The 23915-nt window shown below is 41.2% G+C and carries 26 protein-coding genes and 1 pseudogene; 18 read left to right on the plus strand and 9 right to left on the minus strand.

The genetic code is table 11. The annotated features are described in order from the left end of the window. The first annotated feature begins 172 nt into the window (after positions 1-172). On the plus strand, positions 173-484 hold the full coding sequence (locus RMY32_RS04260) for a hypothetical protein (RefSeq protein ID WP_322711644.1): 312 nt from the start codon (positions 173-175) through the stop codon (positions 482-484). Between the two features lie 96 nt (positions 485-580). Here RMY32_RS04260 and RMY32_RS04265 read toward each other — a convergent pair whose 3' ends face one another. Continuing rightward, entirely contained in the window at positions 581-1570 is a 990-nt protein-coding gene (locus RMY32_RS04265) for a water stress protein WSP1 (protein ID WP_322711645.1), read from the minus strand. 1273 nt (positions 1571-2843) lie between these two features. Here RMY32_RS04265 and RMY32_RS04270 point away from each other — a divergent pair. Then, entirely contained in the window at positions 2844-3536 is a 693-nt protein-coding gene (locus RMY32_RS04270) for a DUF2996 domain-containing protein (RefSeq protein WP_322711646.1), read from the plus strand. A 115-nt stretch (positions 3537-3651) separates the two neighbouring features. On the opposite strand, the gene RMY32_RS04275 is transcribed toward RMY32_RS04270, so the two are convergent. Next, complete coding sequence (locus RMY32_RS04275) at positions 3652-4149, minus strand: TM2 domain-containing protein (protein ID WP_322711647.1); 498 nt, start codon at positions 4147-4149, stop codon at positions 3652-3654. A gap of 697 nt (positions 4150-4846) precedes the next feature. Between RMY32_RS04275 and acsF the strand changes: the two genes are divergently transcribed. Next, positions 4847-5923 carry a magnesium-protoporphyrin IX monomethyl ester (oxidative) cyclase gene (gene acsF / locus RMY32_RS04280; RefSeq protein WP_322711648.1) on the plus strand — a complete coding sequence of 359 codons (1077 nt, stop codon included), beginning with the start codon at positions 4847-4849 and terminating at the stop codon, positions 5921-5923. A gap of 181 nt (positions 5924-6104) precedes the next feature. On the opposite strand, the gene RMY32_RS04285 is transcribed toward acsF, so the two are convergent. Beyond that, a complete protein-coding gene (locus RMY32_RS04285) occupies positions 6105-7484 on the minus strand; it encodes a type I restriction endonuclease (RefSeq protein ID WP_322711649.1) in 1380 nt (459 codons plus the stop codon). A gap of 614 nt (positions 7485-8098) precedes the next feature. On the opposite strand from RMY32_RS04285, the gene RMY32_RS04290 reads away from it, so the two are divergent. Next, positions 8099-8611 (plus strand): hypothetical protein, encoded by a 513-nt coding sequence (locus RMY32_RS04290; protein ID WP_322685102.1) that lies wholly within the window; start codon positions 8099-8101, stop codon positions 8609-8611. 107 nt (positions 8612-8718) lie between these two features. Here the strand turns inward: RMY32_RS04290 and RMY32_RS04295 are convergent, their stop codons facing one another. Both RMY32_RS04295 and RMY32_RS04300 read right to left on the minus strand, forming a co-directional pair. Further along, on the minus strand, positions 8719-9300 hold the full coding sequence (locus RMY32_RS04295) for a thioredoxin family protein (RefSeq protein ID WP_322711650.1): 582 nt from the start codon (positions 9298-9300) through the stop codon (positions 8719-8721). Between the two features lie 144 nt (positions 9301-9444). Continuing rightward, on the minus strand, positions 9445-9660 hold the full coding sequence (locus RMY32_RS04300; RefSeq protein ID WP_114083012.1) for a chlorophyll a/b-binding protein: 216 nt from the start codon (positions 9658-9660) through the stop codon (positions 9445-9447). A gap of 186 nt (positions 9661-9846) precedes the next feature. Between RMY32_RS04300 and thyX the strand changes: the two genes are divergently transcribed. From thyX to RMY32_RS04325, 5 genes and pseudogenes are all read left to right on the plus strand, one after another. Further along, positions 9847-10569 (plus strand): FAD-dependent thymidylate synthase, encoded by a 723-nt coding sequence (gene thyX, locus RMY32_RS04305; RefSeq protein ID WP_322711651.1) that lies wholly within the window; start codon positions 9847-9849, stop codon positions 10567-10569. A 100-nt stretch (positions 10570-10669) separates the two neighbouring features. Beyond that, positions 10670-11551: an Rpn family recombination-promoting nuclease/putative transposase gene (locus tag RMY32_RS04310; RefSeq protein WP_322711652.1), complete on the plus strand. Its 882-nt coding sequence runs from the start codon at positions 10670-10672 to the stop codon at positions 11549-11551. Between the two features lie 96 nt (positions 11552-11647). Further along, positions 11648-12064: pseudogene (locus RMY32_RS04315) on the plus strand (XisH family protein). Further along, on the plus strand, positions 12052-12387 hold the full coding sequence (locus RMY32_RS04320) for a XisI protein (protein WP_322711653.1): 336 nt from the start codon (positions 12052-12054) through the stop codon (positions 12385-12387). The pseudogene RMY32_RS04315 and the gene RMY32_RS04320 overlap by 13 nt, the downstream one beginning before the upstream one ends. Before the next feature lie 162 nt (positions 12388-12549). After that, the gene (locus tag RMY32_RS04325; protein WP_322711654.1) at positions 12550-13248 is read left to right on the plus strand and encodes a dCTP deaminase domain-containing protein; all 699 of its coding nucleotides are present in this window, start codon (positions 12550-12552) and stop codon (positions 13246-13248) included. Positions 13249-13260: 12 nt separating this feature from the next. Here RMY32_RS04325 and dcd read toward each other — a convergent pair whose 3' ends face one another. Together dcd and RMY32_RS04335 are read right to left on the minus strand one after the other, a co-directional pair. Continuing rightward, positions 13261-13842 (minus strand): dCTP deaminase, encoded by a 582-nt coding sequence (gene dcd / locus RMY32_RS04330; RefSeq protein WP_409882175.1) that lies wholly within the window; start codon positions 13840-13842, stop codon positions 13261-13263. A gap of 62 nt (positions 13843-13904) precedes the next feature. Next, positions 13905-14441, minus strand: coding sequence for a P-loop NTPase family protein (locus RMY32_RS04335; RefSeq protein WP_322711688.1), 537 nt, complete (start codon positions 14439-14441; stop codon positions 13905-13907). A 449-nt stretch (positions 14442-14890) separates the two neighbouring features. Between RMY32_RS04335 and RMY32_RS04340 the strand changes: the two genes are divergently transcribed. From RMY32_RS04340 to rnhA, 9 genes are all read left to right on the plus strand, one after another. Further along, entirely contained in the window at positions 14891-15514 is a 624-nt protein-coding gene (locus tag RMY32_RS04340; RefSeq protein WP_322711655.1) for a nucleoside monophosphate kinase, read from the plus strand. Positions 15515-15752: 238 nt separating this feature from the next. Further along, positions 15753-16496: a ribonuclease PH gene (gene rph, locus RMY32_RS04345; protein WP_322711656.1), complete on the plus strand. Its 744-nt coding sequence runs from the start codon at positions 15753-15755 to the stop codon at positions 16494-16496. Positions 16497-16768: 272 nt separating this feature from the next. Further along, positions 16769-17491, plus strand: coding sequence for a 6-phosphogluconolactonase (gene pgl, locus RMY32_RS04350; RefSeq protein WP_322711658.1), 723 nt, complete (start codon positions 16769-16771; stop codon positions 17489-17491). 276 nt (positions 17492-17767) lie between these two features. Beyond that, on the plus strand, positions 17768-18649 hold the full coding sequence (locus RMY32_RS04355) for an FHA domain-containing protein (RefSeq protein ID WP_322711659.1): 882 nt from the start codon (positions 17768-17770) through the stop codon (positions 18647-18649). A gap of 78 nt (positions 18650-18727) precedes the next feature. Continuing rightward, positions 18728-18859: a hypothetical protein gene (locus RMY32_RS04360; protein WP_322711660.1), complete on the plus strand. Its 132-nt coding sequence runs from the start codon at positions 18728-18730 to the stop codon at positions 18857-18859. 128 nt (positions 18860-18987) lie between these two features. After that, entirely contained in the window at positions 18988-19731 is a 744-nt protein-coding gene (locus RMY32_RS04365; RefSeq protein ID WP_322711661.1) for a M50 family metallopeptidase, read from the plus strand. Continuing rightward, entirely contained in the window at positions 19731-19916 is a 186-nt protein-coding gene (locus RMY32_RS04370; RefSeq protein ID WP_322711662.1) for a hypothetical protein, read from the plus strand. The genes RMY32_RS04365 and RMY32_RS04370 overlap by 1 nt, the downstream gene beginning before the upstream one ends. Before the next feature lie 2 nt (positions 19917-19918). Continuing rightward, the gene (locus RMY32_RS04375) at positions 19919-20173 is read left to right on the plus strand and encodes a hypothetical protein (protein ID WP_322692908.1); all 255 of its coding nucleotides are present in this window, start codon (positions 19919-19921) and stop codon (positions 20171-20173) included. 116 nt (positions 20174-20289) lie between these two features. Continuing rightward, entirely contained in the window at positions 20290-21198 is a 909-nt protein-coding gene (gene rnhA / locus RMY32_RS04380; RefSeq protein ID WP_322711663.1) for a ribonuclease HI, read from the plus strand. 97 nt (positions 21199-21295) lie between these two features. On the opposite strand, the gene cruG is transcribed toward rnhA, so the two are convergent. Then, the gene (gene cruG, locus RMY32_RS04385) at positions 21296-22528 is read right to left on the minus strand and encodes a 2'-O-glycosyltransferase CruG (protein WP_322711664.1); all 1233 of its coding nucleotides are present in this window, start codon (positions 22526-22528) and stop codon (positions 21296-21298) included. Positions 22529-22668: 140 nt separating this feature from the next. After that, complete coding sequence (cruF, locus tag RMY32_RS04390) at positions 22669-23577, minus strand: gamma-carotene 1'-hydroxylase CruF (RefSeq protein WP_322711665.1); 909 nt, start codon at positions 23575-23577, stop codon at positions 22669-22671. Positions 23578-23915 lie beyond the last annotated feature (338 nt).

The following is a 23915-nucleotide window of genomic DNA, read 5'->3' on the forward strand; positions in this document are numbered from 1 at the left end:
TTATACCAATTTTTTATAAAGCTGCATAGAATTCGATCCCCCCTAGCCCCCCTTATAAAGGGGGGAACCAGAAAAACATATCAAAGTCCCCCAATTTATCGGGGGATTTAGGGGGATCTAGATATGTGTAACTTCACATTAAATTGGTATAACGAAGAAAGCTTTAGAGGAATTGAAGCAGAATATTGAGCAATTAATTCAGTTGAAGCAAGGTGGTATTCCTATATCTCAAATTCACAAAATATTGAGAGAGAAAATTCCAGCCTTTGATCAAAAAAGAGAAAAGCATGCTGAAAAACTAACAACTTTTTTGAAAAAAATTATTGAAGGAACAAATATTTGTTTATCGATTGAGAACAATAAATTAATTTTGAGAGAAACGTTAACTATAGGCTCTAATGGCTCATCAAATAAAACTTTGAATAGTGATAGCTCTTATTTAATGACTAAAGTGCTTACTACAAACTCAGTTAATCAGTCATAATCCCGCTTGGCACTTTTTTATCCTTAGCTTCGTTCTTCAACTCTTGCAAAAGTACTTTTTACAAGAGTTGAAGAAAGAGTATGCTATTGACGACTGTTATTCATTAACAATCGTAAAGCCTTCATAATCAACGACTCCGCTCACAGCATTTGGTAAATTAACGTTACCAAGTAAGGTGGCGGTTGCAAAGCCAGCGCCATTAGTACCTGTGGCACTACCTAAACCTAGACCTGATGCAGCAAGTTCATCTTGGTAGCCTGTGATCTCATAGACAGCGCCAGTTTCCAGCCAACCCAGCAATCTTTGAGAACCGAAGTTAGTAAATGACAACCCAGAATCTGCGTTGACATTCAGAGCTTGTCCTGAAGGAGTTCTTAGAGTAATCGGTGCAGATAGTTCACCAGTGAGTACATCGACTTTGTAAAGCTGATTTCCATCTCCATCATTAGTCCTGAAATCGCTAGCAAGAGCGCGAGTTCTACCAGGATTGAGATTGTCGATAGCTAATCCATCGGCAAATTTTCCAGGATTGGTAGGTTGAGTTCCTTGTCTTTGTGCAGTAGTAGTAGGTGCGCCAAAGCCGTCTACAAGGCTAACAGTTCCAGGGGTAGCTGTAGTAATTTTATAAAGAGAGCTTCCTACTGGCCCATTTGCGGGATTCGGATTCCCTGAAATGTTGTATAGAACAATTGGTTGAGCAGCTACTGAATAGTCACGTCCAAAGTCAGCACCTGACTCAAATCCAAAACGACGTAGGTCAGATGGTGTACGGGTTGGTGAGGTCGTGGCTGGAGCAAAAGGCTGATCTACATTATTAACGACAGTAACGGTTGGATCGATTGGTGTTGTAGCACCAGTAACGCGTGCTTCGTTAACCGCACCTACCCTTCCGGTACGAGGGTTAGTTCCCAAACCTTCTAGATCGGCGGTAGTAGCAGTAGCTGGAAGATTGACTGTACCTACTCTTGTAGGAGTAATAGAACCTCCAGGTCCAGAAGGGATCAAAAAGCGGTAAACGTCAAGTTGCTTGCCATTACTAGCGTTTGAGTCGCGATCTTCTCCAATGGTATAGCCATAGAGAGCCATAAGAATTTTCCCTTTATTCAAGCTGTAAAACGTTTGGGAACACTCCAAATATGCAAACTGCTACCTGACTAAAAGCCAGTACGATACAAACAAAGCTAACTTTGCTAGGTTGAGATTTCAGATTAGTTTGCATTATCTTACTTTGCTTATATAGCCGAGAAGTTTGCAAAACTGAAATACTAATTACTAAACTTTTGACTGTAAATAGGCTAAAAAAACTTAACTCAAGATTTTTGTAATTACTATTTGCTCAAGTTGTGAAATTAGGATATGTGAGAATTTGATGTCAGATGTAGAAATCTCAAAACTACATCTAGCTACACTTCCACACATTTTTTTGGAACCCATTATTTCCAAGTTTGATTACAATGAGCCGAGAATTAAGCATCTTTTATTTGCCCATAAAAAGTCAAAAACTAAGATCGTAATCTGTATTTGGAGTTATCTTAGCAAGAGTGTATTTGAATAATGTTAAGAATATTTTTTCTAATCATTAAGATTGAATAGCATCTTGGTTAAGGTTTAGTTTTTGCTGATTTTTTTGACTGGATTATATAATTTTTATATTTTTTCAAAAAAGGAAAATCATTGACTACATTAATCTGGAACTGCTACCGATTATCTATGTGAGGTAGCATAGAATAATTGCTTTAATAGCTATTAAACAATTTTTGTTCGCAAGCGATCGCTTTTAAAAACCTCATTGTAAAATACCTAGAACGAAAATAATTAAATAAGAGTTTAAGGGCGAAAATTTTCATGTTTTAACTTTTATATTTGACCTGATATTCCAGAAAATTAATAATTTTTTGAGAAAAACTAAATCAGACTTTTGCTCAAGCCTAAACGCACAACATAAAGCCGGAGACGTTTTTGTGACTCCGGGCTTTTCTTCATATATTGCAACCTAGATGCAATCAAATCGCTCCTCTAGTTTCAGCAAAATATTAATTTTGTTTTATCCTGAACATCCCAAGCATCTCAGGTGGCAGTGAGAGCTTATTGAAACTCGGTTAAGATTTTTTGATGAAAATTCTAGATCGTTAAAAATGTGATAAATCATCGCAAAGACGCGATGAATCGCTGTCAAGACAAAGACTGATTATTGTAGAGACGGCGATTTATCGCGTCTGATTATTGTAAAGACGGCGATTTATCGCATCTCTTACCTTAACCATTCTGCACAGCGGTAGTAGTATGTCAAAATAAAAGTACCCGATACATCAAGGTGAGCGATCGCTCCCAAAGCTAGATTAAAGGATTGACCTGAGCAATGGCAGACCCAACCAATCACAATCAAGCGGGAGAAGTAGCTCCCAGCACTGTTGACAAGCAAGCTCCCAGTGTAGCTGAAGAACACGCTCCCAGTACAGACTCATCCGAAGCCACAGATATTCCTACTGCCAACGCGCCAGATCCTAAAGCCGCAAACCCCGAAGATAATCCCAATGCTGCCAAACCAGCTGCTGCATCACCCAAGCGAGAAAAACCCGCCGCCGCAGCTAAAGCCGCAAAAGGAGAAAAACCCGCCGACGATGACACAACAGAAGAAAAACCCGCCGCTAAAGCCCCTAAAAAGGAAAAAGCCCCAGCTGTTGAAAATAAGCCATTTGTAGAGTTCATTGAGCAAGACTACTTGCCAGCTTTACAAAAAGCGATCGCTCAAAAAGGTGTAAAAGATTTACAGGTGTCTTTTGCCAAGCAGAAGATGCCAATCACTGGCTTTGAATCCGCCGAAGAATGCTGGCAAATTATTGGCAGTTGGTCAGAAATCAGTAAGCGTCAGTTTAACCTGTACTTCCCCGATGAAGATATTCAAGGAAAAAAAGGATTTTCTTGTAATGAAGGCAAAAAACCTAGCACTCTTGAGTCATTCTTAATCGATGAGCGCAAAATTACCCTCGATTTGTTGGTATATGGCTTAGTTCAGCGCTTGGACGGTCAAAAGTGGTTAGGTAGAAATTAGTCATTGGTCATTGGTCATTGGTCATTAGTTATTGGTTTTTAACAAATGACAAATGACAAATAACAAAGGACAAATGACAAATGACAAATGACAAAGGACAAATGACTAATAACAATTAAAGCTCGTGGAAATGGTAAGTAACGGCTCCAGTATTGGGGTCGTTATCAATTTTTACATAACCTGATTTGTACATTTCTTTGAGAGTAGCTTCCACTTCAGCAAAGCTGGCTCCTGTAAACTTTACGCCTTGAGTGACAGTTAAAATACCACCTTTGCTTTCCGCCGCTTCAATCAGTTTCACCATCAGTTGGTTGCCTGTTGGTTGGTGGACTTGAGAAGCAACTACTGCTTGATTCAACGGCACACCAAAGGGAGATACACCCGCTTTTAATCTCAAGTTATGTTCGTATTCGTCAACCATATTGGGGATAAAGAATAAATCCACGAACTGCCCTACACCAAATACACCACCAGTCAACAGCCATAACAAACCAGTTCCGATTTTGCCATTGTAGAAACGCTGCAATCCTCCTACCCCCATAAATCCGACTGCACATAAGATATAAGAGACAAGAAGTCGGTCTTTATGCTGCTGATTGTTTTCAAGATTCATCTTGTTTTCAACCTTTTGGATTTACTCTTGTTGTTTAAAATGTTTTTTTGGACTGTTTTTTATACTAAGTGCTAATAGCTAGACTTACATCTTGCACCAGTTGCTTTCTAACAACTTTCGTAATAGACACTGCTGTTCTGATTTGAAGTTGTGGGCATTGTCTAATGTAGAATTATTGATAAAGGTGCAAAAAATAACTAAAGTACTTAGATTTTTCAGTAATTATGCTACTCATGGATTGTTAATTTTAAGCTGTCTCATGTATTAATAGAACCCCATAAATTTATTGTAGTAACAACCACAGAAAATTACTGAAATACTAGTGCTTTGAAAATCAAGAGGTAAGTGCCTACTCCACTTAAACGAGATAATGCTGCTTGCTGAACTATATTTATTTGACTACCAATCCGCGATTTTTGATTCCGCAAATATTGAATGATTGTTGCAACTCTTAATGTTTTGCTTAGAAATTTCTCACCCGCACCTTGGTAGACTGAACTTTATACAATTGGATTATTGTGGGCTGTTACGGTTTGCCAGAGGATTTCTGGTAAGGCAGTCCGGTCTTCTCCCAAAGGGAGAGGCTAGCGCCAACGGGGTTTCCCCATGACGAACTGCCGTTACCGTGGCGTAGAGACGTAGGAACGTCACCCGAAAGGTCTACTTAAGATAATAAAGACGAAAGAGAAATCAAGACATGGTAGATTCCCTCAAAAAACCAGGCTTTGAAGAAATCCGGCCAGGGATTAAAGTCCCGGCAAAAGAAACCCTGTTAACACCTCGGTTTTATACTACCGATTTTGATGAAATGGCCCGGATGGATATCTCCGTCAACGAAGACGAGTTACAAGCCATTCTCGAAGAGTTCCGCACTGACTACAACCGCCACCACTTTGTTCGGGATGCCGAGTTTGAACAATCCTGGGATCATATTGACGGGGAAACTCGCAAGTTGTTCGTTGAATTTCTAGAACGTTCTTGTACGGCAGAGTTTTCTGGCTTTTTGCTGTATAAAGAACTTGGTCGTCGCTTGAAAGGCAAAAGCCCTGTTTTGGCAGAGTGTTTTAACCTGATGTCACGGGATGAAGCGCGTCACGCTGGCTTTTTGAACAAAGCTTTGTCGGACTTTAATCTGTCCCTAGATTTAGGGTTTTTGACTAAGAGTCGCAGCTATACCTTCTTTAAACCGAAATTCATCTTCTACGCTACTTATCTTTCTGAGAAGATCGGTTATTGGCGCTACATCACCATTTATCGCCATTTAGAAGCACATCCTGAAGACCGGGTTTATCCAATCTTCCGGTTCTTTGAAAACTGGTGTCAAGATGAAAACCGTCACGGCGATTTCTTTGATGCGGTGATGAAATCTCAACCGCAAATGTTGAATGATTGGAAAGCACGGCTATGGAGTCGGTTCTTCCTGTTGTCGGTATTTGCGACAATGTATCTCAATGACATCCAACGCAAGGACTTTTATGCCACCCTGGGATTGGATGCGCGAGAATACGATATCCATGTAATTAAGAAGACTAACGAAAATGCAGGTAGGGTATTCCCACTGATGCTGGATGTAGAGAATCCAGAGTTTTACGATCGCTTGGATGTTTGTATAAGCAATAATGAGAAGTTGGGTGCGATCGCTAACTCCAACACTCCCAAATTCCTGCAATTCTTCCAAAAACTGCCGCTTTACATCTCCAACGGCTGGCAGTTATTGCGGCTGTACCTGATGAAACCGATTGATACAGTTTCTGCTCAAGGGGCAGTTCGTTAATTTATAACAAATTTGCGAAAGCTTTGGTGGTTCTGCTGATTGCAGAGCCACTTTTTTTTGTACTTTTTCCAAGCCAATGATTATCGATATGTCAAGTAATTAGTAGTGCGATCGCTAATTTGTTAGCAGGTAAAAATCGGAAATAGTTGGTTAGCTGTAGTTTGGTAGTAGATACCTTGAGTTAAGCTGATTTTTCCATTCTGATTAAGTCTGGAGTCAATATTTGATGCTTGGCTGCTTCTGCCTCATAGCATCTGAGAATTAGTGATGTCAGCTTATCTAAATCACTGACAGAGGAAATAATTACTTTTGATGCGGCATCCCCCAGAGAAGCCGATACTTCCTGCACTTCAAAGTTTGAAGCTAGCGACTTTATTTCATCTACACTTAGTCGAGTAATAAAACTTTTTTTCTGTGAAGACAGATATAGTCTCAGAAACCACCAAGTACTTTTGCCAACAAGATTGATACCAAAGTATGAAACAGTATCTTTGTATTGGAGTTGATAATTGTAACTCGTTGAGGTTTGCGTGATTGCTTTAATTTTTTCAAAAGCTTCGATTTCTTCAGCAGTTGTTACTACTTTTGATTCTTGAGGATCTGGTTGTATATCCCCTACTTCAATATCTACGTCTATTGGAGGTTCAACAGGCTGATCTATTACTGGGGTAAGTGAGCGAGTCATTAACTCTACTAAACTTCCCTGAATCGACTTTTTAACAATTGGTTTGAATTTATCAATAATTTTACCAGTAATTCGACCTTTAATTTCATAACTAGGAGCAACTGTACCAAGTTCAGTCACTAAAAAGCGAACAAATTCTTCAGAAGGAGAACGTAAAAGATTTCCTAGAAGTTGAGTCATGCCTTTTACATAAACCATTTCCTCGGCATGGTTGGTAATAGCTGTAACCTCAAAATTATCACGGTGAAAGAATTTGAGGTTATCAATATCTTTGGTATCATATTCCAGGACGTTAAAAGTAAAAAATGGCTCCTTGTCCATAACATTTTTATCACGCAAGTCTGTAAAGAAACGGTACTCAACCCCATTAGTAACGATAGCTACTTTTGTTGTCAAAAGTCCATTAAAATAGCGACTCAGTTGCCCATCATGTGCCTCAGCTTTTTGACCACGAGCTTTTGCCTCTACGAGCATAACTATATTATTGTTAATAGCTAAAGCGTAATCTACCTTTTCAAACTGCCCTGCTTTTTTGATAGCAAAATCTGCCACGTATTCCGGCATTACTTCACTAGGATCGTAAACATCGTAACCAAGAACACTCAAAAAAGGAACAATCAGCGCCATCTTAGTAGATTCTTCGCCAACAACTTGATCAGCCCGCTTACGCACTTGTTCAGATAACTTGGTAATATCTTCAGTGAATCCCATCTTGCTTGCTCCTGGTAGATTAGTGAGTATTGATAGGTCTTTTTTGTAAAATAAGAGTGATTGTAAGGTGGCGTAGTACATTTGAATTGAAAGTGTTAGTGCGATCGCCTTTCTTATCACTCCTATAAAAGTATTCCCAAATAAGTACCAGCCTGTAACACTCATGACTTGTTCACAGGTGTAATGGCATCGGTAATGAATAAAAATAAATCAGAATGATTTTTTATGAAGCTTCAGCCTCTGCGAGACGCGCAATGGGCAGACCAAAGTATTGCTGAGTCAATGAATTTTACTTTTTACTCAGCAATATTTTGGTGAGAAAGGTTTTCGTGAGTTTTTACGGATATAACAGAAGCCGACATTAGGATACACTGGCATTTGAATACACCGGAAGTTCATCAGCGACTTAGTTTGTCGCTTCTGGTGACTTCCTTCCTAGTATCCTATTGCTTTTGGCTTTATGAAACTTACTCCAATCTCCGGTAAGTCTCCCTGAAAAAGGTTTTTAGCATCTAAAACGACTGCCACTGTTTTGAGGCTATAGTCTTAGAATATTTACAAGCTTTACTTACGAATTAGCTCTCTCTAGATAAAAGTACCATTTATACTGTGTAAGCTGACATTTTACCTGTTTCATCCAGATTTGTGTAGCTTATTAACAAATCAACGGATTCATTAATATTAAGCCTGCTTTACTATTTAGTTTCTTAGCCCGACCTATTAGACAGCTAGAGTGTTCATTTCACTTTGTTCAATAGCTTTTAGCCCTTATCGCTCCCATGCTGACCCATCACCGCAAGCCCGTGTGCTTATCACTTATTTCCACTGACCTACCGATCTGGTCTGTTGTCGAAACTGCCGCGACATTGTATCAAAAGGATACCGATCGGTTTCATTTACTGATGACCGCACCGCCTTTAATTAGCTGCGAAGTAGAGAGTGTCATAAGTCCAGAAGACACACTTCCTCAAAGCAAGAGCAAAGCTTACGCGCCTAACAGTCCCAGAATATTGTGGCTGGAGATTTCCCCTTACCGAGTCATCATGACTATGCAAGGTAACGCTCAAGTGAGTTATCGTCACTTTTGGGAACAGGGTGTTTATGGCATTAGTCGCTATTGGTTGCCAACTGAGTCATTGCAACCTAACGATCCGATTCGTTTACGAAATTTTACTCGTAGCCTAACCCTCAACGGACATCCTTTGCCAGAGAATTTGCGGCTGGAATATGAATTGTGGGCAGAAAAAGTCCAATTAGGATACTACATATTAAATTTAGAAATTAAACATTAATAGGTGTGGGCACTAGGGAGTAGGGAGTAGGGAAAAGTTTTACAATGCCCAATCCCCAATCCCCAATGCCCCATGCCCAATCCCCAATCCCCAATCCCCAATCCCTCTTAACCAAAATAACTGGGTTGGTTTCCTGGTTTCCATTTAATATTGCAACCAACACTCGGCTTTTGCTCGCTCGTAACAGGTTTACCCGCTAGCACTGCTTCAATGGCTGCGCGTAAATCTGCACCTGTTACAGGTTTACCGTTACTGGGGCGGCTATCATCTAATTGTCCCCGGTACACAAGTTGGCGTCGATCGTCAAATACAAAAAAATCTGGCGTGCAAGCTGCTGTGTAAGCTTTTGCCGTTTCTTGGCTCTCGTCGTAGCATAAGGTAAAATTAAAACCTTGTTCTGTAACAAATGCTTGTAACGACTCTGGCGCATCATCTGGGTAATTTTTTGCATCGTTAGCACTAATAGCAACGATCGCTAAATCACTTGTAAAATAATCTCTTCCTAACTGCACTAATTCTTGTTGGACGTGTTTTACAAACGGGCAATGCCGACAAATAAACATTACCAACAATGCTTTTTTATCTGCAAAGGTAGAAAGTGAAGTTGCCTTTCCAGATACTACTTCCGGTAGATTAAAATCTGGCGCTTTAGTGCCTAGCGGCAACATAGTTGAAGTAACTAAAGCCATAGTTCATCCAATATTTTGACGCTGATAACTAACGGTTTTTGTTATCAGTATATTTTCACTCTAGCACTAAGTTTTCCATAAAATAAGAGACGGTAAATTTACCGTCTCTGATGATTTTTTGAGAGTTATTAAATAAATTAGTTTTTACAGATTTGCCAAAACACCAACAATACCGTGTCCTGTGAATACTTCTAATGCTATCAGAGAGACAAAACCAATCATTGCTAAACGACCGTTGAGCATTTCTGCATAAGGAGTGAAACCAGTGCGATCGCCTTGTTCATCTATATATACTTTTGGCTCGATCGCAAAGTTGTTCAGTTTGCCTTGGTCGTCAATGATAGCAGTGCTTGTACGCATGGATTTTTTCCTGTCTTCTGTTTATGTAAATAACTGTAACAAAATTATTAACATTTGTAAAGTATCTTCATCTAATCGACTAGAAGTCCAAGCCAGAGAAGAGATATGATGATGAATCGAGTTCAAAGCCATGTCTAAGTACTCTGTCTAAGCAATCTCAGTCACCAATCCATTCCCCAACAGCTAATGCATCGATTTCGAGTAGAGGTTATTGCCAAAACACCAAATCCGCAGCAGGTGATTTATGCCGCGATGCACCAGGACTATACCGATGGGTTCGTGTTTGATGAGCGCGACTCCTGGCCCTCGGAGTTACAAAGCGGCGAAGTAATTGTTAAGCGGCTTTTAGCAGGTGAGAGGGGACACTATGGGCCTTTAGAGCATCCCCAGATTGTTTTTAATTGTGGCTACTTTCCCCACAGTGTGATGCAGCAGGCGCGGACTCATCGGGTAGGAGTATCATTTGATGTACAATCTTTTAGGTACACAGGCAACCAATTTATTGACGTAGTAGAAGGTAAGAAAGACATAGAAGATGTTTTTTATCTACGTCCCGTTGGTTATTACACTGATAGACAAGGTAAAAAGTATTACTATTCACCAGAGCAACGAGCAGCAGATTTGGAGTGGTGTTTAGAAGCAGCTAAACGATATAAAGCTGATTTTGAGGGTGGAATGTCTGAAGAACACGCTAGAGGTAAAGTGCCTTTTGACTATCGCCAGCATTTTGTAGTTAGTTTCAATTTAAGGTCTTTCTTGCATTTTTGTGACCTGAGAAATAAGAAAGATGCTCAACTGGAAATTCAAAAGTTGTGTGAAATGATGTGGCCTCATTTTGAAGATTGGGCACCTGCGATCGCACAATGGTATGAAAAGCAGCGTCTAGGTAAAGCCAGGTTAGCACCTTAGATAATGGCTGAAAGTTGACACAATTTGCGGTAGGATAAGGCGAAGCGATTGTCATCGGATTTACTGGCTTTGATTTAGGGCGATCGCATCTATTTTTTTGATGAACAAAGCTGTCGATATTAGCACTAAAAAATTAATCAGCCTTGCACCAAATAATTGGGCAAAATGGGTGACAAGAATTCCCGACATTGTTACAGGCGAAATCTTAAATACAGAATTCCAATGGATTAGCCGACAAAGCGATGTTGTAATTCCGGCTGAAAGTCCCCAATACGGAAAATTTCTCATCCTCAATGAGTTACAATTGCGCTACACATCAGAAATGCCGCGTCGGATGCGTGCTTATGCGGCTCTTGCGGAAGAGAAATATAAACTACAAACGTACCCTGTACTGATTAATATTCTCAAAATCAGCAACAGCGAAATACCTACAAGCTTTGCATCCAATTTTATCGGCTTAAGAGCAATTCAAGATTACCGCGTAATCAACCTTTGGGAGGTTGATGTAAATATTGCTTTTGAGACACCGTTACCGTCGCTGCTTCCCTTTGTACCAATTCTCAAAGGCGGAGAAAACGAGTCTACAATTAGGGAAGCATTGCGAATGCTGCGTGCTGATGAGCAATTAAATCAACTTGAGACAGTTCTGGCATTTTTTGCAACCTTTGTATTAGAAAGTACTTTAGTTCAAGAAATCATGAGGTGGGATATGACAGTCTTAAGAGAGTCACCTTGGTATCAAGAAATTTTACGTGAGGGACAAGCACGAGGAGAAGCAGAAGGAGAAGCAAGAGGAGAAGCAAGAGGAGAAGTACGTGGAATAATCTGTAGCATCGAAACAAGTTTAGAGGCGAAATTTGGCAGCGATGGTTTGGAGTTGATGTCGCAAATTTCGCAAATTTCTGACTTAGAGCAATTGAAAGAGATTTTACGCAAGATTGTTGTAGCAAATACAATTCAAGAGTTACGGAATGTTTTGTAGGATAAAGCGATCGCACCAACTCCTGCCTGAGAGCTAAAATATGATGAAAGTTTAGACTATAAAATTTTCAAGTTATTACACTTAAAATTTTAATGAATGTCTGCAAGAGATATTTTCCATAATTTAGTTAGATTGGCTTTGCAAAAAGATGGCTGGACAATTACGCACGATCCACTCTCTATTGATTTAGCAGATGGACAACTGCAAATCGTTCTGGGTGCAAAACGGTTAATTGCTGCCCAAAAACAAGATGAAAGAATTGCTGTATAAATCAAGAGTTTTGTTGCTCCTTCTGCAATTTCCGAATTTCATACAGCTTTAGGACAATGTTTAAATTATCGAGTTGCACTAAAACTAAAAGAACCAGAGCGAGTTCTCTATTTACCAGTTCCGCTAGCAACTTATGAAGATTTTTTCTCACGGCAATTGCCACAACTGAGTATTCATGAATATCAATTGAAACTGCTAGTATTTGACCCGGAAAATGAGGTAATTGTACAATGGATAAACTAGCAAAGTATAGACAAATCATCCAGCAAGTTTTGACAATTCATGCTCAGGTTAAACCTGCCTATGGTGAAATCGAACGGCAAACTATTTTTGATGTACAACAAGATCATTATCAAGTTGTGAATACGGGGTGGGAAAATCGTCGTCGAGTTTATGGCTGTTTAATTCATCTAGATATTCGAGATGGTAAGATTTGGATTCAGTATGATGGGACTGAGATTGGCGTGGCTAATGAATTAATAGAGTATGGTATTCCTAAGCAAGATATAGTGCTGGCTTATCAGCCTCCTTATATGCAAAAGCTGACAGAATTTGCAGTGGGATAAAGCAAGCGATCGCACTCTAATTTTTGGGTATGATTTAGAGCGATCGCACAATGGTGTGAAAAGCAGCATCTAGGTAAGGTAAAATTAGCACCTTAAATAATTGAGTATCTAGGAAAGGGGATAGAGTATAATAAATTACACTATTTCACAAGCAGCAAAACAATGAGTGTTATCCCATTTATATTGGATGGTAGTAATAGAACAGTAGTAGAGACCAGGGAAGAGTACGAGAGAGCTGGTGGTCTTGAAGGAGATGTAATTTTTATACAGAATCTCAATATCAAACAAATTCATAATACGAAGTCTAGCAATGCCAGCTATGATTTAAGAGTTGGTGATGAATACAGAGATCATAGAGACTCCGGTAAAACTGATCTGTTGGAGAATGGCACAATATCTCTTCAACCAGGTTCTGCCGTCATTATTGAGACAGTTGAATCAGTTCAATTTCCCAAATCTAGATTTGGCCATGTAGTTCCAAAAGTATCTCTTCTGCAAGATGGGTTATCTAACACCTCATCAAAGATAGACCCTGGATATGAAGGAAAACTTTCTATCACAGTTTTCAATTTAGGCAAAAGAACAGTTCAACTTAAGAAAGGACAAGATTTTTGTACGCTCTATGTACTTGATGTCAGGGAAGGAGTTATTCCTTATACAAAAGACGCTAAAAAAATTGCCGGAAACTCTAGAAAGGATTTATTAAGTAGAGTTAGAGATTTTATTGAGACAAATCAGACCTATTTTACTATTATCTTAACTATTGCAACCATAGTTTTAACAATAGTTCAAATTGTGCAGCCTTTAGGTAAACAGGAAGTACAGACACTTCCTAAAGAAAGCAGAGAGAAAACTAAATAATTCTTTTGAAGTTTAAACCTTAGCCAGAGTTACACCCTTGAGCTGGTCTTGATACTTACCCTGGCGTGCTTCATAATTTATAGCACATGGTTCTCCCTCCAAAAACATCAACTGTACTATTCCTTCACTGGCGTAAATGCGGCAATCAGCGCTAGAGGCGTTGGATAACTCTAGTGTCAAGTAACCGCGCCAAGCAGCTTCGGCTGGAGTTACATTTGCAATTATTCCACAACGAGCATAAGTACTCTTACCTATACAAATTACTGTAATATTATCTGGTATTTCCAGCCTTTCAAGGGCAACCCCAAGCCCATAGGAGTGGGCAGGCAGAATGAAGTATTTGCCATTAACATCTGTATGGAGTTCTGTTCGCTCCAAGTTTTCAGGATTAAAATTCTTAGGATCTACTACAGTGCCTGGAATATGCCTAAAAATGCGAAAATCATCTGGTGATAGTCTGATGTCATAGCCAAAGCTGCTAAGACCAAATGAAATTACAGGTAAATTCTCAAGGTGACGTATTAGGCTCGGCTCAAAGGGCGAAATCAAACCCTGTTGAGCCATTTCAGTAATCCAGATATCGTTCTTAATCACAAGTTCGCTACTAACATTAATTTAAGCCGACTCGATATATTAGCACGAACGAAGTATTTTGTTTAAGGTCGATAACTCCGACGGATTTCTGTAATTTGATCTGCTACATCTAAGAGGGATTTTGGCATCTCTGGCCCTGTGAGAATAATATCGACGTGGGGAGGGCGTTTTGCCAAAAATGCTAAAACTTCCGTTTCAGAAATTAAACCAAAGTTAATCGCTAAACTTAACTCATCTAACACCACGAGAGAATACTTACTCTCACACACAACTTGTTGTGTATACTGCCACAGCTTTTGTAAGGCTTGATTTTCTGTATCGTCCAAATGTGGTGTATCGATATAACGAGGCAAATCACAGCGAATCCAATCTAAATTTTGTCCTAATTGTATAGGTCGATCTTGTCCTTGGCGGATACCTCCTTTGAGAAACTGTACTATTAATACTGGCGTTCCTTGTCCAGCTATTCTCAGTGATTGAGCCATCACACTCGTGAAAAAGTTACGATGTGAGCTAGTGAAAACTTGCACTAGACCTTCAACTGGATATGGTAGAGTTAGGGTTGAATTGATACTTTGAGTTTCTAGCTGGGCAACCATAAAGTTAAGTTCAAAAAAATACAATAAGTAAAGGGTTATTACTGGCGGTAAAACTGACAAATTTGCCTGTATAATCAATCTGTTTTTCACAGGTGTGGTGGATTTGGCAAATTGCATTCTTAGTCAACACTAGGTTTGTATTGAAGTCAAGAGTTCTGCTTGATTTACAGCAGATTTCACGTAAATGAAGTACATAGACAAAACCCGAAAGCCTGTAGAGACTTTGCATATAACGTCTCTAGATGTAGTTTATAAAACCGCTAACTGCTGTAAGTTTTCGTCTTTCCTCTGTAATGAATTGTAAAAATGAAAACATAAAATCTCTAGTTCTAATTATTTAAAAAAGCTAGGCACAACGCCTAAAAATCGCTAAATGTTAAATTTGTCGGTTGTTTAGGCAAAACAGACTTAGCTAGTAGTGAGTTTGACAGGATGAGGAGTAAATTGTTGTGAGATTGGTGATTCTGGGAGGTTCAGGATCGGGAAAAAGCACTCAAGCACAAAGGCTTTGCAGATACTTTGATATTCCTCTGATTTCCACAGGTGAGATTTTACGAGAAGCAATATCTGGCAATCAGCCCCTACCGGAATTTCGATGGTTGGAAGCCGATCTTCGGACTTCTCTTTCGGTTTACGCTAGCTTGAGCGAACTTGGCTACCACGCACGGCCCTACATGCAAAAAGGGGAGTTAGTTCCAGACGAAACGATCGTTGAATTGATCCGAATTCGCCTCAGACAACCAGATATTAACTGCGATTGGGTGTTAGAAGGCTATCCCCGTACTGCCTTCCAAGCTGAAGAATTAGATTTTTTATTGGATGATTTAGGGCAAAAGCTAGATTGGGCAATTTATCTCCAAGTCCCGGAAGCAGTGATGGTTAGTCGATCCTTGGGGCGATCGCTACCAGATGACCAACCAGAAATCGTACAGCGCCGTGTAGAATTATTCTACGATCGCACCATTCCCATCCTAGAATATTACGACCGTCGTCGCTGCTTGTTGACCATCAACGGCGACCAATCACCAGAGATGGTGCAGCAAAATATTTTGACTCTGCTTTCAGTTCCTTAGAGAAGAAGCAGGGAGCAGGGAGCAGGGGAGCAGGGAGATGAGGGAGATGAGGGAGACAAGGAGATAAATAAAACTCCTAACTCTTAACTCTTAACTCCTAACTCCTAACTCTTGACTCAGCACGGGCTAAACCTTAGCTTTCCGCTAACAGCACTCCTAACGCCCAATGCCGCAAAAATGATGATTTACAACACTAAGGTAATCTTAAGGCAGTATTGTAAAACTTGAGGCAATTCCAATGGCTTGGCAGCGTCCTGATGGTCGGATTCCCTACGAACTACGTCCGATTAGCTTTCACCCCAGTTTCACCCGCTTTGCCCCCGGTTCTGTTCTCGCAAGATGCGGTGATACTCAGGTACTTTGTACTGTTAGCTTTAATAAGGGAGTTCCGAAGTTTCTCGAAGGAACTGGTAAAGGCTGGTTAACTGCTGAGTACCGAATGCTACCATCTGCTACTCAAAAACGCCAAGAAAGGGAATTATTGAAATTATCTGGACGGACGCAAGAAATTCAACGTCTAATTGGACGTAGCTTACGCGCCGCAGTGGATTTTGAGGCACTGGGAGAACGCACGCTGACTGTAGATGCTGATGTGTTGCAAGCAGATGCCGGAACTCGGACAACAGCTATTACAGGCTCGTTTGTGGCGTTGGCTCATGCAATTTCTAAATTGTTGCAAGAAGGCGTGTTGGAGCGATCGCCTTTGTGTGGACAGGTAGCGGCAGTTTCCGTAGGATTACTGGAGAAAGAGGCATTTTTGGATCTAAATTATATCGAAGATGTGGCTGCAACAGTAGATTTTAATGTAGTGATGAATCAACATCTGGGAATCATTGAAGTCCAAGGAACAGCCGAAGAAGGCAGCTTTAGCCGCACTCAGTTGGATCAACTGCTAGATGTTGCCCAAAAAGGAATTCAGGAATTGTTGATTGCCCAACGTGAAGCGATCCCTGACTGGGAAAAGTTGTTTGCGCTCGATTAGTTCTATTAATTTTTAATAAGAATTAATAAATGTATGCTTTGTGGCGTGAATCAACAAAGTATCAAGTAACTGGATGTAAATAAAAATAATCATTAGAGTGGTTAGTAGTTGGTACGACTCACTACTGACAACTTACGGTAAAAGGTGATAAGGAGGGTCTATATTTTCCAGCTTACTTAATCCACGATGTTAAATGTTTCAAAAGTTAAAAAGGGGGATTGTAATAAGTTCGGTATTGTATTGCCAGAAGCCAGCAATATGATGATGAAGCCATGAACAAAACTGTTGAAGTTCTACCGGATCAGCCGGCGCTGGTTGCACGAGCGCTAGAATTAATTCTGTCCAAGTTAGAAACTGCGATTGAGCAGCGGGGGCAGTTTACTATCGCCTTATCTGGCGGCAGTACACCTAAACCGTTATACGAAGCGATTGCTACTCAAAAACTGCCTTGGGATAAAATTCATATATTCTGGGGAGATGAGCGTTACGTACCACCAGATCACCCCGATAGCAATGAACTGATGACGCGTCGTGCGTGGCTAGATCGCGTTGACATCCCAGCGGCTAACATTCACCCCGTACCAACTTTAGAAGCCAATCCAGAACTGGCTGCTGCCAAATATGAACAACATCTCAAAGAATTTTTCCATTCTTCTGGGGTCGAGTTTCCCCCCTTGGATGTAGTATTACTAGGAATGGGTGATGATGCACATACTGCATCTTTGTTTCCCCATACAGAGGCTCTGAAAGTACGCGATCGCCTCGTGACTGTGGGTAATAAAGACGGAAACCCCAGGATAAGTTTCACCTACCCCTTCATCAACTCTGCTCGTAGCGTGATTTTTCTGGTTGCTGGTGCTAATAAACGACCAGCTTTAGCGCAAGTTTTTGCACCTGTAGCCGATGACTTCACTTACCCATCCCGTTTAATTCAGCCCCAAGGAGAACTTTGGTGGCTGCTGGATGCGGCAGCAGGTTTGGAACTTCAACATTGAATAGGTAATTAGTAATTCGTAGTTCGTAGTTCGTAATTCGTAATTAATTCATCAAGGTTTTAAAGCAACTAACCTTGGTTATGAAAAAGAGAAAACACATTCGTTGCTTAACCCAAGGGTATTTATGTGTAAAGCAATTACGAATTACGAATTATCAATTACGAATTATTCTAACCGTTTCATTAGCAGTAATTGCTAGAATCTAAAGCTAGGGCCGCCCTCTGCTTGCCAGTCCTAACTATATTTATGATGATCTTGAACAAAGGCTAAATATCGATGATCGTCTGCCCTAATTGCAATCATCCCAACCCTGATGGCGCTGTCCAATGTGAAGCTTGTTATACACCATTACCTGCAACTACTAATTGTCCCAGTTGTGGGGCAACTGTGCAGGCAGATGCTGCATTCTGTGGTCAATGTGGCTATAACCTTCACTCCGCAGGTGTTCCACACGTTCATCCCGCAGTAGCTACAACAGTTACTCCCGATATTCCCGTGGAAGTGCCAGCGTTAGTTCCACCCGATCCACTATTAGAACTTTTACAACCAGATGCTTTGGGAATGAGTAAATCTACTAACTCCCATCCTCCAGAATCATCTTTACCACCAACAGAGATGGCAGTTCCCCCAGAACCTGTGCCACAAACACCTGTTGCAGAAAGCAGTCCTCCAGAACCTGTGTCAACCGTTGTAGCTCAACCCGTAGTCTCTGGACAAAGTAGTATTCCGACTCCACCACCAGTGGAACCAGCACCAGCCTCCCAAGCCGAAGTACCCCCGCCAGCAGCACCAGCACCAACTGCAACTGCTGCCAGAACGCAATTGCAGCAGGTTACAGCGCGGTTAATCCACGTTCAAAGCGATCGCTTAATTGAATTGCCGCAAAATTTCTCTGTGATTCATATCGGCAAGCCTAATGACCGAATTCCTCCAGATATAGATGTTTCAGGGTTTCCCAATTCCGAAATTGTCTCGCGGATTCATGCAGATATTCGCGTCGAGGGAGATGCCCATTATGTAGAGGATGTAGGAAGTTCTAATGGCACTTACATTAATAATTTGCCACTTTTACCAGGGAACCGTCATCGCTTGCGACCAGGCGATCGCATCAGCTTGGGTAAAGGAGACTTAATGACATTCCTGTTTCAACTTGCTTAACTGATTCTCACTCAATTGTGACATCGGTTTAAGTATTTTCTGCCCATCCTCCGATATCCATTTTGGAGGATAAACTACTTGAACCGCATCATACAAGCGACGGATGGCTATGTTGTTTTTGATGGCGCCATAGTTTACAGCCGTCGCTTTGAGGTGCGAATTGTTGCATTTCTCAGCAACCCTAATACCTCAATAATTACATTAGGATAGATGAAAATATACTGTCAAGATTAAATTGAAGGAATAATCTAAAATCCAAAATTGAATGCCCCACGAATTAATCGGGGGATAATCTTAATTCCAAAATCTAAAATCTAAAATCTAAAATTGAGTAACTTATGAGCAAATCAAACAAAAATTTTGAACCTTTGCTGACTAAAGAAGCCCCGTTAGTTGTTGAGCGTATGGGGCTAACCTGGCTAGTTGGAGCAGCGATCGCAACTGCTTTGTTGTGGCAAGTACCAGGAGGAGATTATATCTTATACCCATTTACAATTTTGGCAACTTGGTTTCATGAAATGGGTCACGGTTTAATGGCACTGCTATTAGGGGGACAATTTCAGAAGTTGCAGATTTTTAGCAATGGTTCTGGTGTCGCAACTTATGGCATCCGGTCGTCATTGGGGCCAATTGGCCCAGCAATAATTGCCGCAGCCGGTCCAATGGGGCCGCCTCTTGCCGGTGCAGCTTTAATTTTGGCTTCCCGCAGTTTTACAGCAGCTACCCTGTGTTTAAAAATTTTAGGAAGTTTTTTGCTGTTGTCCACATTAATTTGGGTGCGTTCCTGGTTTGGATTAGTAGCAATTCCTTTACTGGGTTTAATAATCTTAGGTATTGCCCTGAGAGCACCTCGCTGGGCGCAAGGGTTTGTCATTCAATTTCTGGGCGTACAAGCTTGTGTAAGTACCTACCATCAACTTGATTATCTATTTAGTAGTTCTGCTGGTCCTCTTGGTGCTTCTGATACAGCGCAAATACAGCGATATTTGCTTTTACCTTACTGGTTTTGGGGTGGGTTAATGGCGATCGCATCTTTAGTGATTTTAATCCAAAGTCTCCGCGTTGCTTATCGTTCAGAGTAATGGGTAAAAAGCACCATCAAAAGGCAATTGAATCTTTAGCTAAAAGAATTACTGAACATCAAGAACATATTAGACTGGAATCAGAAAAGAGTTTTGCTGACGAAGGTCTAATTAAGCATTGGGAAAAAGAGATTCGTGCTTTTGACAAGGCAATCCAACAAGCGCGTAAAAGATTGGGACAATAAATATGCAGATTAGCGATCGCCCTCTTGCAATAACCAATTCAACCCTTAGTACCTTGATTGCTGAATTAGGTATAGAATGCCTGAAAGTACAAGCCTTAATTAACCAGCTACAGTTAACTAGTTTGACTGCGAACCAACAAGCTGAAATTCTAGCAGAACTCCTAGCTGCTGCGGTTCATCTGTATAATCATTGTGACGAAGATTTTCAGACGCTAATTACTGAAGAAATGGAAAATTTGCCTGATGATGAGGATTAAAGAAGAATTCCGAAGTCAGGAGTCAGAATTAAGAGTTTTTATCAGTATAATAGCCTGGATATTGTTAAAAAATTCGCCGCTAATAACTCTTGCCTTCGCGGTTTGATACTCTAAACATGTCCACCCAACCCATAATTCAAAGCATATACACCGATGGTGCTTGCACCGGGAATCCTGGCCCTGGCGGTTGGGGTGTTGTCGTCTACTTCAGCGACGGCTCAATCCACGAAATGGGCGATGCATCCCCTCATACCACTAATAATAAAATGGAGATGCAAGCTGCGATCGCCGCCCTTCAATTTCTGCAAACATCTCAACAAGCCCAACCCATCACCCTTCATACCGATAGCGAATACCTGATTAACTGTGTTACCAAGTGGGTGAAAGGCTGGAAAAACAAAGGCTGGAAAAAGTCAGATGGTAAACCCGTCCAAAACCAAGACCTTTTAGAAACCTTAGATGAACTCAATACCCAACAAGTAAAATGGCAATACGTTCGGGGACATTCTGGTAACATAGGTAACGAACGTTGTGATGCGATCGCTCGCACTTATGCAAGTGGCAAAACCCCTTCCCTACAACAATTATCTTCCACAGATTTTTATAAATCTTTACCTTCCCAAAATCAACTAAATGTAGCAAAAGTAGCTGATTATGAAAAAAACTCTCGAATAACTAACCAAAGTCCGCAAGAAATCAGTACTTCTGCACCAGAAATAACCGTTATGGAACCATCAACTGGGCCAACTGCGGCCGTGATCGATGAAAAACCGCTAGAAATGAGGGTTTCGCAACTCCGCAGCTTGGTCGAAACTCTGCGTATAGCTGACGAAATTTCTGAAAAAGGCTACTTAATCACCAGTTCTGAATTAGCAGACTTGATGGATGTCCACGCCAGTGCTGTCACCAGTCGTGGAGATCAATGGCGCTGGCGAAATTGGATAGTGTCACGGGTACGCCGTGAAGGAAATCAAATTCTTTGGGAATTGGAACGCGGGGATCGAGTAGGAGGTGAAGAAGAGTAAGGGAGTGCTGAGTGCTGAGTTTTGAATTTTTAACTCCTCACTCTAAACTCTTCACTGCTCACTCCCTACTCCCTACTCTCTACTCAGCACTCACAACTCACAACTCAGCACTATACTTGCGTCCTCGCCACTCGCGTGGGGTGCGGAATGCAGATAAAAAGATTCGTAGCACAGCTAAGGGATCGGCTAAAGGGGAAAGCCAAAATAACCAGCTACCTTTAGCGTTTGTGCGATCGTAAGAAGGTGCGATCGCTATTAGCATCGCAAAGCGAATCACCAATAGGAATAAATTCAGTCCCAGCAGCAGGAGTGCGGGAGTGGGTAGAGACGCGATTAATCGCGTCTGTAGCAAGTAGGAGAGTGGGGGAGAAATCAACAAAAAAGTCAGGACAATTAAAAGCGGTAGACCTTGAACAGATGCGAGTAGCCATAAATCTCCCCACAACTGAGAGCGAGAAGTTGCATCTTTAAGATCGAGACTCCGCCCCCATTCTTTCCACGTCTCCATTGCCCCTTCATACATCCTTACCTTTAATACCTTTGCGCCATCTAAAAAGCCCACCTTATAACCTTGGATAGCAATATTGCGTGCCAACGTGACATCATCACAAAAAGAATTACTCGCACTGCTATAACCACCTACAGCAGCTAAAACGGAGCGACGACACAAAAAACACTGCCCATTTGCCATTACCCGTTCTGGTTGCTCTGTATTGATCCCCGCTGGATCAAATCGGTAAAGCAAAGTCATCAACAAAGCCGGTTGTAGCCAGCATTCCCCAGGATATTTGAGGATGAATTGGGGTGAAAGAGAAACCAAATCGTAGCCCTGTGCTTCGGCCGTCTTTAACAACCCAGCAACTAAACCAGGATGCGGTTGGATATCAGCATCCAGTCCCAAGAACCACTGACTAGCGTCTGAACTATAAAGAAAACCGTTATGCAACGCCCAAGGACGCCCCACCCAACCAGAGGGTAAGGGATCATCTGTCATCACGCGAAAGCGCGGATCTTTCTGCTGTGAAGCTTTGACTAAATCGGGGGTGCCATCACTCGATTTACTATCTACAACCATAATTTCCCGAACTTCATAGCTTTGCTGACTTAAACCAGCCAACAGAGGGCGAATGCGAAGCGCCTCGTTCAGCGTGGGAACAACGATGCTAACCCTACCCAAAAGCTCAGGTGTCGGTTGTTGGGGTTCTATTGGAGGATGGCGTCTTGGCCCTTTTAACAGGCGCGAAAACAGAATCGCCGTTGCTGGTACTTGGATAAGTAGCAATAAAAGAGAGATAGCGTTTTCTACTATCAAAGCGTTGTCATTAATCATTAGTCATTAGTCATTAGTCATTAGTCATTGGGAAAGAGGAGGCAGGAGACAGAAGTTCTAAAATGTTTGAATTTTGAATTTTGAATTTTGAATTGATTTCTCCCCTGCTCCCTCGCCTCCCCACCCCCTAACTTCTAGACTTATTTCAAGGCAACTTCAACCTTTGCTACTGATACTTCTTTGGTTACTGGTTCAACAGTAACTTGAGCCGATGTGGTTGAACTCCTTGACCACAACACCATAGCCGGAATTACACCTAGCAATAAGCCAAGTAACACAGGGATAAAGAATCCAGCGGCCAAACTGAGTCCAGCGGCGAATGCAAAGTTAGTTAAATAAACGACTAAAGGCAGATTTAGTTGCGATCGCTCTAATTGAATCGAGGTATTTCTCCACAATAATCCTGTCACACTCATAAACAGAGCGCTAGTACCAAACCAACCTACATAGTTCTGGTAAGGTGTTCCAAAGAAAGCTCCTGGTTGTTCCCAATACCAGAAAGGCAGAGAAGTTTGACTCATAGCCGGTTCAAGGGCAAAGTCCCAGCAAGTGAAGAGCAAAGCACCAACGGCTATTGCAGCAATATGGCGACCCCAACTGGGTTTTTGAGCCACTTTCAAACCAGTTCTCGCAATTAAGTAAGACGACAGCCCAACATAAAACCAAGATAAAGGAATTGTGAAAGGAACTAGCCCACCAATTTTATAACCCAAACCACTCAAGTAGCTATAATCGCCAAATGGAAACCCTGTACTAGTTCCCAGTAGTTCACTCCCCAAAGAGATAAACATAGCTGGTAGCATAAATGCTAGCCAAGTTCCGAATCCCAAAGTCCGGTAGGCATAAATAGAGACAGCTATTGTCCCTAAGATGATATCAACTACACCCCCGCCAGCCATACTTAACTGTACGGCAGTTTCTCCTACCTGCGATAAGTTGAAAATTATTTCGGCATTAGGTACTACCAGTAGCATCCCTACCAGTCCAAAGGCTTTTGACGCGATATGACCAATGAGGCATACGCGTTCAGCAATAATAAGTTGTTTCATGATAATTCCTTAACAAGATGTGACACGCGGCTACTCGGCTGCTAACAGTTTACAAATCTTTAACTACTTTGTACCGCAATTCTCGACAAACTTGTTTAGCTTTCTTGTAAATAGCATAAAAGTCTATTGATTGAAGTTATAAAATATGATGCTAAACTTACTAGTTTAAGCCATATATTCAAAATCTATATAATTTTATCTGTAAGAACTTCTAGTTTGCGATCTCACTGATACCCGTATCGTAAACAACTCCTTTGATACTGGGATATGCTTAAGGAAGGACAATTTTCGTAAACTAAGCAAATCCTCAAGCCAAATAAAGTCTTGAGTTAGTAAAC

This window comes from Nostoc sp. ChiSLP03a (genome assembly GCF_034531215.2).
Classification (GTDB): Bacteria; Cyanobacteriota; Cyanobacteriia; order Cyanobacteriales; family Nostocaceae; genus Nostoc.

Coding starts and splice junctions, on each gene's coding strand:
- RMY32_RS04265 (WP_322711645.1), bottom strand. CDS start 1,570: ATGGCTCTCTATGGCTATACCATTGGAGAAGATCGCGACTCAAACGCT.
- RMY32_RS04270 (WP_322711646.1), top strand. CDS start 2,844: ATGGCAGACCCAACCAATCACAATCAAGCGGGAGAAGTAGCTCCCAGC.
- RMY32_RS04275 (WP_322711647.1), bottom strand. CDS start 4,149: ATGAATCTTGAAAACAATCAGCAGCATAAAGACCGACTTCTTGTCTCT.
- acsF (WP_322711648.1), top strand. CDS start 4,847: ATGGTAGATTCCCTCAAAAAACCAGGCTTTGAAGAAATCCGGCCAGGG.
- RMY32_RS04285 (WP_322711649.1), bottom strand. CDS start 7,484: ATGAGTGTTACAGGCTGGTACTTATTTGGGAATACTTTTATAGGAGTG.
- RMY32_RS04290 (WP_322685102.1), top strand. CDS start 8,099: ATGCTGACCCATCACCGCAAGCCCGTGTGCTTATCACTTATTTCCACT.
- RMY32_RS04295 (WP_322711650.1), bottom strand. CDS start 9,300: ATGGCTTTAGTTACTTCAACTATGTTGCCGCTAGGCACTAAAGCGCCA.
- RMY32_RS04300 (WP_114083012.1), bottom strand. CDS start 9,660: ATGCGTACAAGCACTGCTATCATTGACGACCAAGGCAAACTGAACAAC.
- thyX (WP_322711651.1), top strand. CDS start 9,847: ATGCATCGATTTCGAGTAGAGGTTATTGCCAAAACACCAAATCCGCAG.
- RMY32_RS04310 (WP_322711652.1), top strand. CDS start 10,670: ATGAACAAAGCTGTCGATATTAGCACTAAAAAATTAATCAGCCTTGCA.
- RMY32_RS04320 (WP_322711653.1), top strand. CDS start 12,052: ATGGATAAACTAGCAAAGTATAGACAAATCATCCAGCAAGTTTTGACA.
- RMY32_RS04325 (WP_322711654.1), top strand. CDS start 12,550: ATGAGTGTTATCCCATTTATATTGGATGGTAGTAATAGAACAGTAGTA.
- RMY32_RS04335 (WP_322711688.1), bottom strand. CDS start 14,441: ATGGTTGCCCAGCTAGAAACTCAAAGTATCAATTCAACCCTAACTCTA.
- rph (WP_322711656.1), top strand. CDS start 15,753: ATGGCTTGGCAGCGTCCTGATGGTCGGATTCCCTACGAACTACGTCCG.
- pgl (WP_322711658.1), top strand. CDS start 16,769: ATGAACAAAACTGTTGAAGTTCTACCGGATCAGCCGGCGCTGGTTGCA.
- RMY32_RS04355 (WP_322711659.1), top strand. CDS start 17,768: ATGATCGTCTGCCCTAATTGCAATCATCCCAACCCTGATGGCGCTGTC.
- RMY32_RS04365 (WP_322711661.1), top strand. CDS start 18,988: ATGAGCAAATCAAACAAAAATTTTGAACCTTTGCTGACTAAAGAAGCC.
- RMY32_RS04370 (WP_322711662.1), top strand. CDS start 19,731: ATGGGTAAAAAGCACCATCAAAAGGCAATTGAATCTTTAGCTAAAAGA.
- RMY32_RS04375 (WP_322692908.1), top strand. CDS start 19,919: ATGCAGATTAGCGATCGCCCTCTTGCAATAACCAATTCAACCCTTAGT.
- rnhA (WP_322711663.1), top strand. CDS start 20,290: ATGTCCACCCAACCCATAATTCAAAGCATATACACCGATGGTGCTTGC.
- cruG (WP_322711664.1), bottom strand. CDS start 22,528: ATGATTAATGACAACGCTTTGATAGTAGAAAACGCTATCTCTCTTTTA.
- cruF (WP_322711665.1), bottom strand. CDS start 23,577: ATGAAACAACTTATTATTGCTGAACGCGTATGCCTCATTGGTCATATC.